Genomic DNA, 16,229 nt, shown 5'->3' with positions numbered 1-16,229 from the left:
CACGGTCGTCCCCTCCCCGCCTGCCCCCTCAACCGCTGCCTGGCACAGCCCATCTTCGCGGGCCGGACGGCAGTCCGCCTGCTGGGCACGGCGGAAGGGTTCCGTGGCCGGGCGCGTCCGGAGCGGAATCCGGGCTTGTCCGTGGGACGTACACTCCAGACATGGGTCACACATGTGCGGTGAGGGAGTGCCTGCGACAGGCTCCCCGCCCGCTCGGCCCCAGCGCGCCCAGGGCGCGGTGCCGCGCGTTGCACGGCCACGGCTAGCCGGCTCTCCGCCGCCGTTCGCCCTTTCTCCTCTTCCTCCTCCGCCCCGCGCACGGGGGCTTCCGCACCGCCAGGCTGCCCGCTCGGCAGCAACCCGCAGCATCCCGCACCACTCACGCGGCTACTCGACGTATCGGCGGCATCGCTCCTGGCGACGGTCGCCGGGCCGGGCTGCCGCACTCTCGAAAGGACCCCCCGTGAAGTTGAGCGAGTTGCTGGCCGGGCACGACCACGAGGTTCTTCTCGGCGATCCCGGGACGGACATCACCGCGGGAGCCTGCTTCGACGCCCACCGCGCCTCACCCGGTTCGCTGTACATCGCGGTGCCCGGTCACCGCGAAGGGGGCCCCGAGGCCGTCGGCTCGGCACTGGCACGCGGAGCCGTGGCGGTACTGGTGGAGGACGCGGCTCCGGATCTCCCCGCGGTGTCCTGGGCGTCCGCCGGCGACGCGTGTGTCGTACGGGTCGCGGACACCCGCACGGCGGCGGCGGTCGTCACCTCCCGCTATTACGGCGAACCGGGTCGGGACATGGACATGGTGGCCGTCACCGGTACCAACGGGAAGACCTCCGTCTCCTCCATGGTGGAGTCCGTGCTGCGGGGCGCCGAGGGCGTACGGGCCGGGGTGATCGGGACCGCGGGCAGCAGAATCGGGGACGAACTGATCCCGATGCCGCGCTCGGTGCTGACCACACCGGAGTCGCCCGACTTCCAGTACCTGCTGGGGCACATGCGTGACCACGAGGTGGGGACCGTGGTCCTGGAAGCGACCTCGATGGGCCTGCTCCAGCACCGGGTGGACCAGGCGTTCATCGACGTGGGGATCTTCACCAACCTGACGCAGGACCACCTGGACGACCACGGCACCATGGAGAACTACCGGGACGCCAAACTGAAGCTGTTCCAGGGGCTGTGCCGGCGGGCGGTGGTCAACGCCGACGACCCGGTGGGTGCCTCGATCCTGGCGATGATGCCCGGTGCGGTCACCACGTACGCCCTGGACACCGAGGCCGACTACCGGGCCACCGATCTGAGCATGGACGCGTTCGGCACCCGGTTCACCCTCCACCACGCGGGCAGCAAGTACCCCGCGGGTGTCCCGGTGCCGGGGCGCTTCTCGGTGTCCAACGCCCTGGCGACCGTGGCTGCCTGTCATGCGCTGGGCCATGACCTGGCCGGGCTGATCGCCGCACTCGACCGGATGCCTCCGGTGCCGGGGCGGCTGGAACGCTTCGAGACCGCCCGTGGCGCGGCGGTCATCGTGGACTACGCGCACTCGCCGGACTCCCTGGACAAGGTGCTCTCCGCGATCCAGGACTTCGCGACGGGCCGCGTGATCACCGTCTTCGGCTGCGGTGGCGACCGGGACGTCACCAAGCGCGCGGAGATGGGGGCGATCGCCGGAACCCGCTCCGACCTGTGTGTCCTCACCTCGGACAACCCGCGGAACGAGGACCCCGAGGCGATCATGGACCAGATCGCCCCCGGTCTGCTGGCCACCGGAACCCGATTCGAGCGGATCGCCGACCGCCGCAAGGCGATCGCCTTCGCCCTGTCCGGGGCCGGACAGGGCGACATCGTGCTGGTCGCGGGGAAGGGCAGCGAGCCGTACCAGATCGTCGGGGAACAGCTGATCCCGTTCAGCGACATGGCCACGGTGCGCGAACTGGCCTCGGCGCAGGAGTAGTTCAGAGGCGGCACGCCGCACCGTTGTCGTGGGCCGCGGCTCCGGGACCGGCGGCCGACCGCCCCTCCCGTGTCGATCGGCGCGGGTCGTCCGTGGGGCTCTACGTTGGTGCCATGACGTCTCCGAGTTACGAGCGGCACTGCGCCGAGATCACCGTGCAGAGCGATCTGCTGAGAGCCTGTATCGAGGGGGCGGACCTCACGGTTCCGGTGCCGTCCTGCCCCGGCTGGCACCTCGGCCGACTGGTACGGCATCTCGGTGAGGCCCACCGCTGGGTCGAGGAGATCGTACGGACCAGGGCGCAGCAGCCACTCCCCGACACCGCGCTCCGGGAAGAGCCCGCCGGTCCCGGCGACGAGCAGCCCGCCGACCTCGGCGCCTGGCTCGTGGAGGGCGCGAAGCGGCTGGTCGAGACGCTGCGCGAAACGGGCCCGGACGCGCAGTTGTGGACGCCGGTGTCCGGCCCCGGGGGAAGCAGCGCGTTCTTCGCCCGCCGCATGGCCCACGAGACGCTGATCCACCGGGCGGACGCCGCACTGGCCCTCGGCGCGGAGTTCACCGTCGAGGCGGACGTGGCCGTCGACGCCCTCGACGAGTGGATGGAACTCGGGTCCCTGCCCCAGCTCTTCGAGATCCACCCGGAACAGCGCGAACTCCTCGGCCCCGGGCGGACCTTGCACCTCCACGCCACCGACACCGCCCCGGAAGCCGAAGCCGAGTGGGTGGTCGACCTCACCGGGGACACCGTCACCTGGCGCCGGGCTCATGAGAAGGCGGCCGTCGCGGTCCGCGGACCGCTGACCGACCTGCTGCTGACCGTCTACCGGCGACGCCCGGCCCGGGGCGGCAGCGTCGACGTGCTCGGCGACGGTCACTTGCTCGACTTCTGGCTGGAGCGGGTGAGTTTCGGCTGATGGACGACCAGCACCAGCACGGGACACACTCCGGCGGCCGGGGCGCGGCGCCGGGCCCCGCGGCAGAGGACAGCAGGAACGCACGGCCGACATCGGCGTTCCACACGGACAACATCACCGACTCCATGACCGACCGGCTGGTCGGGGCACTGGACGTCCAGGCGGCAAGCGCGGGCGTGCGCCGGTTGCGTGAATGGGCACACGCCGGACTCGCCGTGCGGCCCGGCGAGCGGGCGCTCGACATCGGGTCAGGGACCGGGTCGGAGACCAGGGCGCTCGCCGAGGCGGTGGGCCGGAGCGGAGAGGCGACCGGAGTGGAGCCGAACCCCGGCCTGCGGACGGTCGCCGGACAGCGCGCGGCAGCGGCGGACAGCACGGCCCGATTCGTGCACGGCGACGCGTCGGCGCTCCCCGTGGATGATGCCGCCGTCGATGTGGTCTGGTGCGAGCGGGTGTTCCAGCACCTCTCGGAGCCCGACAGGGCAGCGGCCGAGATCGCCCGTGTACTGCGGCCGGGAGGACGTGTTGCCCTTCTCGACACGGACTGGGCGACCACGATCCTCTACCCGGGCGAGGCCGAGGTCGTCGCCGTCCTGACGGGCGGCGCCCTCGCCGCGGCAGCGAATCCGCACGCCGGGCGGAAGCTGATGGGCCAACTCGCCGCGACGGGACTGGAGATCGACGACCTCGGCTCGCAAGCCCTCATCCAGGACCCCCGGAAGGTCAGCTGGCCGCTCATCCGGGCGCTCGCGGAGAAGGCCGTGCAGGAAGAGCTGATCACCGGGCGACAGCGGGACCGTCTGTACGCCGACCTCACGGCAGCCGCCAAGCGCAGCGCTCTGCACATGTCCGTGACGATGTTCGGCGTCATCGCGCACCGCCCCGGCTGAGATGCGCCCCGCCTCGGCAGTACGTAACCGGGGCGGGGCTTCGAATGCGCACCTTCGCCGCTGTCCCGGTGGGTCTGCCGATAGGTAACTTCGGCCCTGTGCGCCGACGTCCGGTGCGACAGGTGATCCACCGCGACCGCTGGTAGGGCCACCGAGCCGTGCCGGGGAGCGGGCGGACCGGCGCCGCCCACGGGCCGGTATCCTGCGGGGTCATGAAGATCAACACCGTTCGGGGTCCCAGGGACCTTCCCCTCGCGGAGCCGGCGCGGGCCGCCGTATGAGCAGCACTGTGGCCCGCACCGTCACCGACGTGCTCCAGCCCCGCAACGTCCTCCTCGTGGGCATGCCCGGCATCGGCATCGCCGCCGCGGGCGACTGGACCGGCATCCCCTGGGGGCTTCTCGGGGCTCTCTGCGCGGGTATCGTCCCTGCCGCGTTCATCGAGTGGGAGCGCCGGCGCGGCACGTGGGGCGACCGGCACGTGGTCGACCGCAGGCAGCGCGCTCCGATCTTCTTCGTCATTCTCGGTTCGATCGGCACCGGCTCGGCGTTGATGCTCGCCGGTGGGGCACCCCGGGGTGTCCTCGTGGCGATGCTGGCCCTGTGGGCCATGACCGTTGTGCTGCTGGCCGTCAACACCGTCTGGAAGATCAGCGTCGACTCGGCGGTGGTCTCCGCGGTGGTCGCGATGCTCGGCGCCGTCCACTCGGTGTGGTGGATCGGCGGGTACGCGCTGGTGCTCGCCGTGTGCTGGTCACGTGTCGCACTGGTCTACCATTCCGTGGCGCAGACGGTTGCCGGTGCCTCGCTCGGCGCGGTCACGGCTGCCGCGTTCGCCCTCGGTTGAGTCTCGTCCGGCCGGGCCCGCCGAGCTGCCTCCGGGCCCGTCGGTGGAAATGGCGGACGTGTCCTGACGGGGCGAACTCCCCTTTCCCGGAACCGTTTTGGAGATCCGGGGGGTAGCTCCGTACGATCCGGTGATGATCATGAGAAAACGGCTGGCAGCCGGGGCGTGTCTGCTCCTGGCGGCCCTGGCAGCCGGAGCCTTCCCCACCGGCGCCGCCGCCGGCGAACCGTCCGACAAGCCGTCACCGAAGGTCGAGCTGGTGCTCGACGTCAGTGGCTCGATGCGCACACGTGACATCGACGGCGGATCACGGATGGCGGCGGCGAAGCAGGCGTTCAACGAAGTACTCGACGCGGTGCCCGAGCAAGTGCAACTGGGCATACGCACGTTGGGTGCCGACTACCCCGGCAACGACAGGAAGACCGGGTGCAAGGACACCCGCCAGCTCTACCCGGTGGGACAACTCGACCGGACCGAGGCGAAGACGGCGGTGGCCACCCTCGCCCCCACCGGCTGGACACCGATCGGGCCGGCCCTGCAGCAGGCCGCCGGAGACCTCAAGGGCGGTGAAGCGACCCGCCGCATCGTGCTCATCTCCGACGGCGAGGACACCTGCGCGCCGCTCGACCCGTGCGAGGTCGCCCGGGACATCGCGGCCCAGGGGATCCATCTGGTCGTCGACACACTGGGCCTGGTGCCCGACGCCAAGACCCGCAAGCAACTGACCTGCATCGCGGAGGCCACCGGAGGTACGTACACCTCCGTGCGGCACACCGATGAACTCTCAGGACGCGTGACGCAGTTGGTCGACCGCGCGGCCGATCCGGTGGCCACCCCGGTGGCCACCGAAGGCGCGGACAGCTGCACCGGAGCTCCGCAGCTGAAGGCCGGTCTGTACAGCGACCGGGAGAAGTTCGCCGAACACCGCTGGTACCGGGTGGATGTCCGGCCCGGCCAGGAACTGCGTGCCTCGGTCAGCGTCGCCGCCGACCGGGCCGTCAACAACGACTACGGCGTTCTGCTGCGGGCGGTGACGCTCCACGGACGGGAGATCGTACGGGGGCAGGAATCCGGCACCGGCCGTACCGATGTGATCTCGTCCGGTCTGCGCTACCCCAAACCCCCGGCGGACTCGGACGATTCGCAGCCCCCGGCGGAGACGGTCTGTCTCCAGGTCAGCAACTCCTTCTCGGCTCCGGCTTCGGTCAAGACCGCGCCCGGTCTGCCGGTCGAGCTGAACATCGCCGTGGTGGACGCACCCGACGCGGCGTCCGACGTGGCAGCCTTCGGGCTCGGCCGCGGCTGGTGGCTGCTCGGCGTCCTGGTACTCACCGGCCTGGTCTCGGGTGTCCTGTTCGGCTGGATTTCACGCTGGCGTCTCGCCGGGAGGACCAACTGATGCGGATCACCCGGATACTTCCTCAGGCCGCGTTGGCCGGTCTGGCGCTCTTCGCCACGGCGGGGACGGCCGCGGCCGACACCCCGTCCCCGAGTCCCTCCTCGTCGTCGGACAGCAACGGCGCGCCGTCGGAGGCGGGCACCGCGTTCCGTACGGCGACGGTCGTCGCACAGGGGCAGCACGCCACCGCGAGCGCCTCCACCGGTGACTACCTCTACTGGGTCTTCCCCGCAGACTCGGGCCAGGCCGCGACGGTGACCGCCACGGTGAAGCTGCCGGAGGCGGCTAGCCGCCACGGCGCGTCCACCTGGCAGGTCGATGTCTACGACGGGCTGCGCCGACGCCAGTCCTGCATGTACGGCAGCCAGACCCGAGTGGCCGCCGCGGACGCCGAGTCCGTCACGCTCACCTGTCACCTGCGGACGGTCAGGTCCTGGGCGGAACCCTGGGCGAACGATCCGCTGCCGGGGAGCTACTACATCCGGCTGACGGTCCTCGACCTTCCGCAGGAGGACCTGGGCCTGCCGGTACAGGCAGACGTCGTGGCCACCGCGAAGGACAGCGGCGGGTCCCACGCCGTGGACGGCGCGCTCTCCGTGCCGTTGACATCCGATGCGTCGTCCGCGAGTGCGGCGCAGCCGACGGACTCCACCGGTACCGCGGCTCAGACTCCGGTGGCTTCCCGTATCGAGCCGGAGGACGGCTGGTCGTCCGGCTGGTGGTCCGACCGCTGGCTCTGGACCGTGGGCGGCGGTGTCCTCGGCGCGCTCGCGGCCGTCGCCGGATACCGACTGTCGCGCGGCCCCGGCCCCTCCCGCAGGGTGCCCATGGCCTGACGTGAACGAGGAGTGCCCCGCCCGGCGACGACGCCGGGCGGGGCACTTCCGGTATGCGGGGCACTTCCGGTATGCGGGGCACTTCCGGTAGGACGTGCACGACGCGACCGCGCCCCCTGGTCCACGGAGTACGGTGACCGGCCTGTCGGTGTCTACACCCCGTCGGCGGCAGCGCGGATCGCGGCCAGATCGATCTTCTTCATACCGAGCATGGCCTTCATCGCCCGCTGGCCCCGCGCCGGGTCCGGGTCGTTGAGCAGCTCTTCCATCCCACCGGGGGCGATCTGCCAGGACAGACCGTACTTGTCCTTCAGCCATCCGCACGGGCCCTCCTCACCGCCCTCGGACAGCTTGTCCCAGTAGTAGTCGACCTCTTCCTGGTCGGCGCAGTTGACCAGGAACGAGATCGCCTCGTCGAAGGTGAACTCGGGGCCCCCGTTGATCGCGATGTACTCCTGGCCGTCAAGGGAGAACTGAACGGTCAGCACGGTGCCGGCCGGACGGGGACCTGCCTCTCCGTAGCGCGTGATGCTCTTGATCTCCGAGTTCGGGAACACCGACACGTAGAAGTTGGCGGCCTCCTCGCCGTTCGTGTCGAACCAGAGGTTGGGTGTGATTCGGGGCATGGGACTCTCCTGCTGTCGTCTTCCGTTTCCTCTGTACCTGTACCGGCTCCCGGTACCTCTACCGACTCTCGCGCCGGATGAAAGTCATCGCTATCGGAAGCCCGGCTCACCGGACGGGCGAGAGGGCAGGCGGAACGGGCGGGGCGCGGCCGGAACACTCTCCGGGACGTGCCTGCCACCGTGGGTGGAGGCGGGATCCGGCCTGCACCCGGTGGTCATGCCGGTCGCCACGGTCTGGCCATGGTGCTCGCCCGGGTGGCTCTCGTCCTGGCCCGTGTGAAGGCCCTGCCGAGGCGGACCGTCACCCCGGGTGCGCGGAGCCAGGCAGGTGCCTGAGGCGGAACCGGGCCGCCTCCGGGCTGCTGGTCACACCCGGCCACGGTGCTCCGCCGGGAGCTGGGCGAGGACGACGGCACCGGCCGCCAGCACCGTGCCCGCCAGGACCAGCATGCTGGTGCTGAGCGCGTCGGTGAAGGCAGTGATGACGGCCCGGTGCAGCGCTGGACCGACGGTCGGACTCTGCGCACCGGCCACCGTGGTCGGCGCGTGGGGGCCGCGCAACGCGTCCGGCAGCCGGGAGGTGAAGCCCGAGGTGATCAGGGTCCCGGTCAGGGCCACGCCGAGGGCGCTGCCCAGCTCTCTGGTCAGGCTCTGCAGCCCTGAACCGATACCCGCGCGGTTCGGCGGGAGAGCGGACATCAACGTCTCGGAGAGCAACGGCGTGGCGAGCCCGCACCCGGTGGCGGTCAGCCCCGCTCCGAGGGCGTACACCGCGTACGGAGTGTGCGTGGCGACGCGTGAGACGGTGCACAGTCCGCAGGCCAGCGTGAGCAGACCGAGGCCGACGACGGTCCGGCCGCTCAGTCGACGCCGGAGGAGGACCGCACCACGCGGGGCCAGCAGCAGGGCGGCAGCCATCGGGAGCAGCCTGACACCCGCGCCGAGAGCGGAGTAGCCCTTCACGTACTGGAGGTACTGGCCGTTGACGTAGAACAGGCCGAACATGCCGAGGAACACCGTCACCATCCCGAGGGCCCCGGCCCGCACGGCCGGGACGGCCAGCAGACGGGGGTCGAGGACCGGGCGTTCCTGGCGCAGTTCGCGCCTGCTCCAGAGCGCCAGCAGGACGGCCGCGGAGCCGAACGCGCCCAGCACCGTGGCGCTGCCCCAACCCTGCTCCGGCCCGGAAACGACACCGAACAGCAGCCCAAGGAAGCCGGTGGTCAGCAGCAGCGCGCTGAGCGGGGCGACCGGACGGGCGAGACGGGCCGAGGTGGGGGCCACTACGGCAGCCAGGACCAGCGCGACGAGGCCCAGCGGCGCCGCGTAGACGAAGAGGGAGCGCCAGGATCCGCTCTCGATCGCCGCGCCGCCTCCGACGTTGCCCAGTACGGCGGCCAGTCCGGTCATGGAGGCCCAGAGCGCGATCAGCCGGGACCGCTGTTCCTGCGCGGCGCCGGTGACCATGAGGGCCAGAGTGGTCGGCAGGACTGCTGCCGCGCCCACACCACTGAGCATCCTTCCGGCGATCAGCACGCCCACACCGGGTGCGGCTGCGGCGAGTGCGCAGCCCAGGGTGAACACGCCCAGGCCGGTGAGGAGCACCCCTTTGCGGCCCAGGCGGTCGGCCACCGCACCCGCCGGGACGACCAGGCAGGCGAAGACGGCCACATAGCCGTCCACCACCCAGAGCACCGCCGAGGCGGACGGATGCAGGGACCCGGCCGAGAGGGAAGGGATGGCGAGGTTGACGGCGGACACCATGCCGACCACCAGGGTGACGCACAGGCACATGACGACGACCGTCGCGCGTGCGCCTGCCGGGCGGCGGACGGCGGACCGGTCGGACCGGGACCGGGGCGGGCGGGGGCGTTTGCCGAGCGGACCGTCGACGACGGACGGGCGAGGGCACACGGAGAACTCCTTGTCGGCGGGCGCGCGGAAGCGCACCGGCAGCTCGGACCGGAGAAGACGGCAGATGAGAAAGCAGGCGCTCAGCCGGAACCGCGTCCGGCGCGGTCCAGGTCCGCCCGGAGGGTGAGCCGGTCTCCGCGAATGGACAGGAATTCCAGGTCGACGGGCCGGCCGTCCGAGAGCCGGCTGAGACGTTCCACCGCGAAGAGCGCCGTCCCCGCGGGGGCTGCGAGGATGCCGGCGGTGTGCGGATCGGCGTTCACGGCCTGGACCGTCACTTCCGCGGCGCCGAGCCGCTGTCCGGTGGACTGCTCGATCAGCGCGAAGACATCCTGGTTCTCCAGATCGAGGTCCAGCAACGGCAGGCCGATGTCCGTGGGGAGATAGGTCAGATCCAATGACAGCGGTACGCCGTCGAGCCGCCGCAGGCGTTCGAGACGGACCACCGCTTCGCCCTCGGGCACCGACAGCCGGCGGGCGACCTGCACGGGCGGTACGACGGGGCCACGCGCACGGACCTGGTTGTCCACGGTGCCGTGTGCGTGCAGCGTCTCGGCCAGCCCGGCGAGCCGCCCCAGCGGGTGGGCGTGCTTACGGTTGAGCAGGACGGTTCCCACACCACGCCGACGTTCGACGAGACCCTCGTCCCGAAGGATGAACAGCGCCTGGCGGACGGTGTTCCGGGACACGGCGAAGTCCGCCGCCAACAGGCGCTCGTCCGGCAGGAAGCCGGTCGGATAGAGACCGGACGCTGCCTGCTGGCGCAGCACATCAGCGACGTTGCGGGCCCGGTCGGCACGTCTGGCCGGGCTGCCGTCGGACGGGCCGGGGGAGTACCCCGTGCTCTGCACCACTCCTGACCTCCCGAGGGCCTTTCGTTCGGATCACGCCGGGCTCGCGGCGCCCGGCAGCGACGCTCACCACCGACCGCCCAAGCTACGTACCGAACATTGCGCCCTTGTTACGCCACCTGCTGTGACCTGCGGTGATGCTCGGACCTGGGGTGATGCGGGACGGGCTCTCCGATCCGCCACGCGGTCGGCCGTCCGGTGGGCCCCGGGTGGATCAGGGAATGCGCCGACGGACGAGCCGCGCCGCGGCCTCCCGGCCCGGACCGGGTGCGACACGAGGTGACGGGGCAGCGCCGGGGGTCGGTGCGAACGTCGGCGCGGCGTGGTCCAGTGAGATCCGGCCGGTACGGCCCGGGAACCGGGAAGCCGCCCAGGAGAACAAGGGAGAGATCCGTGACCGACGTCCTCAAGCAGATCAACGCCGTCCACCGGGAGATCCGGGACCGGCCGGTCACCGGCGGGGAGGGGCGCTCGCTCCTGCTCCGCCGGGCCTACGCTGCCTCGACCGAGGACGTCTGGAATGCGTGCACCGACCCCTCCAGGATCGCTCGCTGGCTGGCGCCGGTCTCGGGCGAGCTCCGTCCGGGCGGCACCTTTCAGCTCGAAGGAAACGCGGCCGGTGAGATCCTGCGCTGCGACGGGCCTCATCTGCTCAAGCTCACCTGGTCACTTGGGGAGAACAGGGCCACCGAGGTCGAGATCCGGCTCTCGGCGGACGCGGACGGCAATACCGTGCTGGAGCTGGAGCACGTTTCCCCCGCCGAGGTCGTCGACGAGCTGGTGCGGGCGTACGGACCCGTCGGCCCGGTCGGAATCGGAGCGGGCTGGGACCTCGCACTGCTGAGCCTGGACCTGTTCCTCCGGCGCGAGGGTGAGGGAAGGGGGGGAAGCGAGGGACGGGACATGGCGTCGTGGCGGACCACTCCCGAAGCGCGAGAGCTGTTCAGCCGGAGCAGCCACGCCTGGGGAGCCGCATCCCAGGCCTTCTGGGGCACCAGCGACGAAGACATCGCCACGGTCGTCGAGTTCGCGGTCCAGAATTTCGCGCCCGGCGGCCGGGAAGGCCGTACCGGCTGACAGCGGCGGTGTCCGGGGTCGACGGGGCAGCCGGAGAACGTGCGGTCGTGACGCCGGCCCCCGGGGGCGTCCGACGGGTCCGGCCGCCCGGAGCAGACCGGGACCGACCTGCTCGGGTCCCGCTGAACCCGCCCGTGCGATGCTGGGGCGTACCCGGATCATGGTCGGAGTCAGGAGAGTACGGCAGCGCGATGGCAGCAACACGGCGGACACGGACCAGTACCTGGGACCGCTTCGCGGCATCCGATCCCGGGCTTCTGCGACTGATGGCGGGGCTGCGGACGGTCGGTGCGATCGGGCTCGCGCTGCTCGTCCTGGCACTGTTCCACACCGCCGTCACCCAGCTGGTCGCCGGTGCCATGGCCGCGATGGTCTTCACCTTCGCCATCAGGGAGAAGGACGTACGCGGCCAGGCGATCACGCTCGGGTTCGCGCTGCCCGTCGCCCTCACGGCGATGTCCCTGGGGGCGCTCCTCAACAGCCGGGTCGTCGCCGGTGACGCGTTCTTCGTCCTGCTGATCTTCGGCGCCGTCTACTCGCGCCGGTTCGGCGACCGCGGTACCGCACTCGGCCTGATCGGCTTTCAGGTCTACTTCATCTCGCTCTTCGTGCACGCCACCGTCTCCGCCCTGCCGGGGCTCTATCTGACGCTGGCGATCGCCTTCGCATGCAGCGCGGTTGTCCGGTTCGCCGTCGTACCGGAGACTCCCGAGCGCACCCTGGGCCGGTTGCGGGAGGCATTCCGGGCCCGGTTCGCGCAGTTGGTGGCCACCCAGGCGGCGCTGCTGGACGCCACTCCCGAGCAGTTGGACAAGGTCCTCGACGATCTGCGCAAGGGCACCGCCCGGCTTCACGAGACGGCGCTGATGATCCAGGGCCAGCTGGAGTCGGGCACGCGTGACGCGGCCACGGCCGCGCTGGTGCAGCGCAGGATCGCGGACGCGGAGATCGCGGCGGAGCGGCTCGGCGTCCTGCTGCTCAACGCCCGCAGCGCGGAACGGGCCGACACCCTCACCCTGCATCTGCCGAACGCTCCGGTCCCGGCAGCGGCGAACCGCACGCGGGCCGAGGACGCCACGACCGCGACGCTGCGCCGGGACCTGAACACCCTGCATCTGGTGGTGTCGCGGCTGACGCCCGACCAGCGGGGCACCACGCTGGCACATCTGCGCAACAGGCTGCTCGGCTACCGGGACGAGGAGAACCTGCCGCCCGCCTCGCACGCCGTGCAGGACGTGTTCCGCGGAATCGGTGAGGCCGCCCGTTCCGTGCTGGGTCTGCGGCTCGCGCTGGACGGACCCCAGGACGAGTCGGACGACACACCGGAGACGACCCGTTCACGCGAGGAGTTCGAGGCCGAGGACGTGGCGATCGTCGGGTCCGAGGACACGGAGGAGGACCGCACCGGGCTGCAACGGCGCACCACCCGGGCCGCCTTCCAGGTCGCGGTCGGCTCGACCCTGGCCATCATCGGCGGTGAGTTCCTCTCCAGCCAGCGCTGGTACTGGGCGGTGCTCACCTGCTGGGTCGTCTTCCTCAACACCGCGTCCACGGGCGAGATCCTGGTCAAGGGCTACCGCAGGCTACTGGGCACGGTGCTGGGCGTGGTCGCCGGTGTCGCTCTTGCCGGTCTCGTCGGCAACCACACCTGGACCGCCTTCGCGCTGGTCCTGCTCTTCATCTTCGGGATGTTCTTCACCGCGCCGCTCTCGTACGCCCTGATGTCCTTCTTCGTCACGGCGATGCTGGGACTGCTCTACACCCTGCTCAACACCTACAGCCTCTCCGTGCTGGTGCTGCGGATCGAGGAGACGGCGCTGGGCGCCGCCTGCGGGATCATCGCCGCCGTGCTGGTGCTTCCGGTGCACACCGACCGCCGTACCGACGAGCACCTGGCCACGGTGCTCGCCCGGCTGCGGGACGTCGCGTCGGCCGCGGTGACCCAGCTCAGCGGCGGGCCCGCCGTGGATCTCCTCGACATGGCGCGCGACCTGGACACCGCACTGGACGATCTGCGCCGTTCCACCCAGCCGCTGATCCACCCGATCACCCCGCTGCGGGTGCGGCGGCAGACCGCCCGCTACCTGGTGGCGCTGCTGGAGACCAGCGCCTACCACGCCCGTTCACTGGCGGCGACGGCCGAACTGGTGCCGTACAGCAGGACCGTCGCAGCCGACCCCCGCCTGGCCCGGTCCGGCCGACGCATCGCGCACAACATCGATGTGATCGTCGCGCACGTGCGGGACGAAAGCGCCGACACCGGCGACGAGGTCGAGTCCGGTGCCAGCATCGCCGCGATGCTGGAGGGCAGCAACTCCGAGACGCTCCGGTCCGGGTCGGTCACCTACCGGGTACTGCGGCATCTCCAGCGCCTCGACGAGGGTGTGGTCGGCCTGGCGCGCACCCTCGACGTACCGGTCACCGGGCGCGAGGAGCGCAAGGCCGCGTAGGACCTGTCTGGTCACAGCGCGCAGCGGAACCCGCCGTGCCCCGTGGTGCTGTCGGGGGTGTTGGAGGTACGCGCGGCCACCCGGTAGCGGTTGCAGTAGGAGCTGTGGCAGAGGTGGGAGCCGCCGCGCAGGACACGGTTCGCACCGGTCGGCGGGCCCACCGGGTCGATACGGGTCTCCGTACGTTCGTCCCGGTGCCAGTCGGGGCTGAAGCGGTCGGCGCACCACTCCCACACATTGCCCGAAGTGTTGTACAGGCCGTAGCCGTTGGGGGAGAACGCCTTGACCGGGGCGGTCCCGAGGAAGCCGTCCTCACGGGTGTTGCGTACGGGGAAGTCGCCCTGCCAGATGTTGCAGCGGTGCCTGCCGCGCGGGGTCAGCTCGTCGCCCCACGGGAAGCGGGCCCGGACGAGCCCGCCGCGGGCCGCCTTCTCCCACTCGGCCTCGGTGGGCAGCCGCTTGCCCGCCCAGCGGGCGTAGGCGTTCGCGTCGTTCCAGGACATGTGCACCACCGGATGGTCCCGGCGGTCGCCCACCGAGGAACCGGGGCCCTCGGGTGCACGCCAGTACGCGCCGGTCACCGCCCGCCACCAGGGCGCGCCCGGGACGCCGCCCGGAAGCACCGCCCCGCGCGCGGACTGCGGTACGAAAGCCCCGAACACGTAGGACCAGCCGATGAGTTCGGCCTCGGTCCGGTATCCGGTCGCCTTGACGAAGGTGGCGAACCGGGCGTTCGTCACGCAGGCCGCGTCGATGTGGAAGGGGCCGACGGTCACCTCCCGTACCGGCCCCTCGCCGTCCGCGGGGAACGCGTCCTCGTCGTCACCCCCCATCAGGAAGGGGCCACCCGGCACGCTCACCATGCCGCGCAGCAGTTCGGCCGGCCGCCGGTCGGGGACGGCGAAGTCCGCCGGGGGAGCGGCCGGCGTCTCCGGTCCGGCGGGAGCCTCGGTGGCCGTCGCCCGCGCGGGCCCGCAGCACGCGTTCACTGTCCGGCGCCGGTGGTGAGCGCCCGGAGTGTGGGGCCGGATCCGCCGCCGGGAGCGCCGGAGTCCTGGTCCGCGCCCGGTCCGCCGGCTCCGGGGACCGGCCGGTCGAGCAGTTCCGCCAGGTCCTGGCCGGTGGTGTGCAGCAGCAGGGCGACACCCCCGAGCGCTGCCGCGTCCGCGCCCAGGGCGGAGCCGCAGACGGTGATCGTGCGAGGAGCGGACGGCAGGGACAGGGCCGCCAGTTGCTCCCGGATGGGGGTCAGTACCAGCTCGTCCAGGGCGGCGGGCTCGCCGTAGACCACGATGCACTCGGGGTCGACATGGGCGGCGAGTGCGGCCAGCACACGGCCCGCGGTGACAGCGGCCCCGCGCAGCACGTCAGCGCTGTCCGGCTGTCCGTCGGCGGCCAGCGCGATGAACTCGGCCGCGTCATGGGCCCTGACGCCGCGGTCGGCGCAGGCAGCCAGCAGTGCCGGAAGGCTGATGACACCCTCCAGACAGCCGCGGCCCCCGCAATGGCAGACCGGCCCCTGGGGATCGACGCTGGTGTGGCCGATCTCGCCCGCCGCGCCGTGGGCGCCGCGCACCAGCGTTCCGTTCACGACGAGTCCGCCGCCGACGCCTTCCGACCACGCCAGGAAAACGGTGTTGTCGTGGCCGCGGGCCGCGCCCCAGGTGACTTCGGCGAGCGCCGCCAGCCGTGAGTTGTTGTCGGTGAGGACCGGGACACCGAAGTGCTCGCCGAGCTCCGCCGCGACATGGGTGGCGAACGGCGTCATGGTGCGGGGGTCCCCGGAAGCCGGGTTCTGTACGAAGCCCGGCAGGCCGAGGCCGATGCCTTCGACCGGTGCGAGGCTGATGCCCTCGCGGCGTACCAGCTCCTCGACCGCCTCGACGGCCTGTGCGGCACGTTCGGCCGGGCCGCTGTCCGCCGGTACCGGGGCGCTGGACCTGCCGATCACCTGATGGGCGCAGTTCGCGACGATCACATGGATCCGGTTGCGCTGGAGATCGATGCCGATCAGCTCGGCGCCGCGTGCGTTCAGCGAGATCTCCAGGGCAGGCCTGCCCCGGCCGCGCGGCTGCTCGGATTCGGCGGCCGGCTGCTCCACGACCGCCTTGCGCTCCAGCAGGTCGGAGACGATCGCGAACAGGGTGGTACGGGAGAGCCCGATCCTCGCCTTCAGCTCGCCGCGGCTGAGCGCGCCGGAGCGGCGCAGTTCGCCGAGAACGGCGGCTTCATTGGCCCTGCGCAGGCGTTGCAAGGCGTCGGTGGGTTCGGTCATGGACGCATGGTCTGCCGGGCCCGCGGTTTATGTCAACCGCCCGGACGAATTCACACCGAATTAATTCCCGAGGGTTGACGTAAAAAACCGACGTCCATACAGTTCCCGGCACTTGCCTGAAATGGCACCGGCAGGCGCTCGGTGCGCGCACCGACGGACGCACCCAGCACGGCACTTGGCACACAGCACCAGGCAC

At 71.5% G+C, this 16,229-nt stretch carries 13 protein-coding genes and 1 pseudogene; 9 read left to right on the top strand and 5 right to left on the bottom strand.

The features are described from left to right. Positions 1–463: 463 nt before the first annotated feature. From NBY69_RS15800 to NBY69_RS15770, 7 genes and pseudogenes are all read left to right on the top strand, one after another. On the top strand, positions 464–1,954 hold the full coding sequence (locus NBY69_RS15800; RefSeq protein WP_250301540.1) for a UDP-N-acetylmuramoyl-L-alanyl-D-glutamate--2,6-diaminopimelate ligase: 1,491 nt from the start codon (positions 464–466) through the stop codon (positions 1,952–1,954). Positions 1,955–2,067: 113 nt separating this feature from the next. Further along, positions 2,068–2,868 (top strand): maleylpyruvate isomerase family mycothiol-dependent enzyme, encoded by an 801-nt coding sequence (locus NBY69_RS15795; RefSeq protein ID WP_250301539.1) that lies wholly within the window; start codon positions 2,068–2,070, stop codon positions 2,866–2,868. Continuing rightward, complete coding sequence (locus tag NBY69_RS15790; RefSeq protein ID WP_250301538.1) at positions 2,868–3,758, top strand: methyltransferase domain-containing protein; 891 nt, start codon at positions 2,868–2,870, stop codon at positions 3,756–3,758. Before NBY69_RS15795 ends, NBY69_RS15790 begins: the two co-directional genes overlap by 1 nt. A gap of 44 nt (positions 3,759–3,802) precedes the next feature. Beyond that, positions 3,803–3,904 (top strand): annotated as a pseudogene (locus NBY69_RS15785) (nitroreductase); the annotation flags it as partial. Between the two features lie 131 nt (positions 3,905–4,035). Further along, positions 4,036–4,605, top strand: a complete 570-nt coding sequence (locus NBY69_RS15780) for a hypothetical protein (RefSeq protein WP_250301537.1) — start codon at positions 4,036–4,038, stop codon at positions 4,603–4,605. A 133-nt stretch (positions 4,606–4,738) separates the two neighbouring features. Then, entirely contained in the window at positions 4,739–6,004 is a 1,266-nt protein-coding gene (locus tag NBY69_RS15775; RefSeq protein WP_250301536.1) for a VWA domain-containing protein, read from the top strand. Next, positions 6,004–6,840, top strand: coding sequence for a hypothetical protein (locus NBY69_RS15770; RefSeq protein WP_250301535.1), 837 nt, complete (start codon positions 6,004–6,006; stop codon positions 6,838–6,840). The genes NBY69_RS15775 and NBY69_RS15770 overlap by 1 nt, the downstream gene beginning before the upstream one ends. A 152-nt stretch (positions 6,841–6,992) precedes the next feature. Here NBY69_RS15770 and NBY69_RS15765 read toward each other — a convergent pair whose 3' ends face one another. The 3 genes from NBY69_RS15765 to NBY69_RS15755 all read right to left on the bottom strand — a co-directional run bounded on the left by NBY69_RS15765 (position 6,993) and on the right by NBY69_RS15755 (position 10,234). Further along, positions 6,993–7,466 (bottom strand): VOC family protein, encoded by a 474-nt coding sequence (locus NBY69_RS15765; RefSeq protein ID WP_250301534.1) that lies wholly within the window; start codon positions 7,464–7,466, stop codon positions 6,993–6,995. 366 nt (positions 7,467–7,832) lie between these two features. Next, positions 7,833–9,380, bottom strand: coding sequence for an MFS transporter (locus tag NBY69_RS15760; protein WP_250301533.1), 1,548 nt, complete (start codon positions 9,378–9,380; stop codon positions 7,833–7,835). Between the two features lie 80 nt (positions 9,381–9,460). After that, positions 9,461–10,234 (bottom strand): GntR family transcriptional regulator, encoded by a 774-nt coding sequence (locus tag NBY69_RS15755; RefSeq protein ID WP_250301532.1) that lies wholly within the window; start codon positions 10,232–10,234, stop codon positions 9,461–9,463. 390 nt (positions 10,235–10,624) lie between these two features. Between NBY69_RS15755 and NBY69_RS15750 the strand changes: the two genes are divergently transcribed. Next, on the top strand, positions 10,625–11,308 hold the full coding sequence (locus tag NBY69_RS15750) for an SRPBCC domain-containing protein (protein WP_250301531.1): 684 nt from the start codon (positions 10,625–10,627) through the stop codon (positions 11,306–11,308). Positions 11,309–11,499: 191 nt separating this feature from the next. Continuing rightward, entirely contained in the window at positions 11,500–13,758 is a 2,259-nt protein-coding gene (locus NBY69_RS15745; protein ID WP_250301530.1) for an FUSC family protein, read from the top strand. A gap of 11 nt (positions 13,759–13,769) precedes the next feature. On the opposite strand, the gene NBY69_RS15740 is transcribed toward NBY69_RS15745, so the two are convergent. Beyond that, entirely contained in the window at positions 13,770–14,747 is a 978-nt protein-coding gene (locus NBY69_RS15740) for a formylglycine-generating enzyme family protein (protein ID WP_250301529.1), read from the bottom strand. Then, a complete protein-coding gene (locus NBY69_RS15735; RefSeq protein ID WP_250301528.1) occupies positions 14,744–16,033 on the bottom strand; it encodes an ROK family transcriptional regulator in 1,290 nt (429 codons plus the stop codon). Before NBY69_RS15735 ends, NBY69_RS15740 begins: the two co-directional genes overlap by 4 nt. Positions 16,034–16,229: the final 196 nt, after the last annotated feature.

This window comes from Streptomyces sp. A 4/2 (assembly GCF_940670765.1).
Lineage (GTDB): Bacteria > Actinomycetota > Actinomycetes > Streptomycetales > Streptomycetaceae > Streptomyces.
The sequence above is the reverse complement of the archived record's forward strand: the minus strand, read 5'-3'. Positions and strand labels throughout refer to the sequence as shown.

What these genes read in the sequence shown, in the direction of transcription:
- NBY69_RS15795 (WP_250301539.1), top strand. Translation starts at nt 2,068, where the DNA reads ATGACGTCTCCGAGTTACGAGCGGCACTGCGCCGAGATCACCGTGCAG.
- NBY69_RS15790 (WP_250301538.1), top strand. Translation starts at nt 2,868, where the DNA reads ATGGACGACCAGCACCAGCACGGGACACACTCCGGCGGCCGGGGCGCG.
- NBY69_RS15780 (WP_250301537.1), top strand. Translation starts at nt 4,036, where the DNA reads ATGAGCAGCACTGTGGCCCGCACCGTCACCGACGTGCTCCAGCCCCGC.
- NBY69_RS15775 (WP_250301536.1), top strand. Translation starts at nt 4,739, where the DNA reads ATGATCATGAGAAAACGGCTGGCAGCCGGGGCGTGTCTGCTCCTGGCG.
- NBY69_RS15770 (WP_250301535.1), top strand. Translation starts at nt 6,004, where the DNA reads ATGCGGATCACCCGGATACTTCCTCAGGCCGCGTTGGCCGGTCTGGCG.
- NBY69_RS15765 (WP_250301534.1), bottom strand. Translation starts at nt 7,466, where the DNA reads ATGCCCCGAATCACACCCAACCTCTGGTTCGACACGAACGGCGAGGAG.
- NBY69_RS15745 (WP_250301530.1), top strand. Translation starts at nt 11,500, where the DNA reads ATGGCAGCAACACGGCGGACACGGACCAGTACCTGGGACCGCTTCGCG.
- NBY69_RS15735 (WP_250301528.1), bottom strand. Translation starts at nt 16,033, where the DNA reads ATGACCGAACCCACCGACGCCTTGCAACGCCTGCGCAGGGCCAATGAA.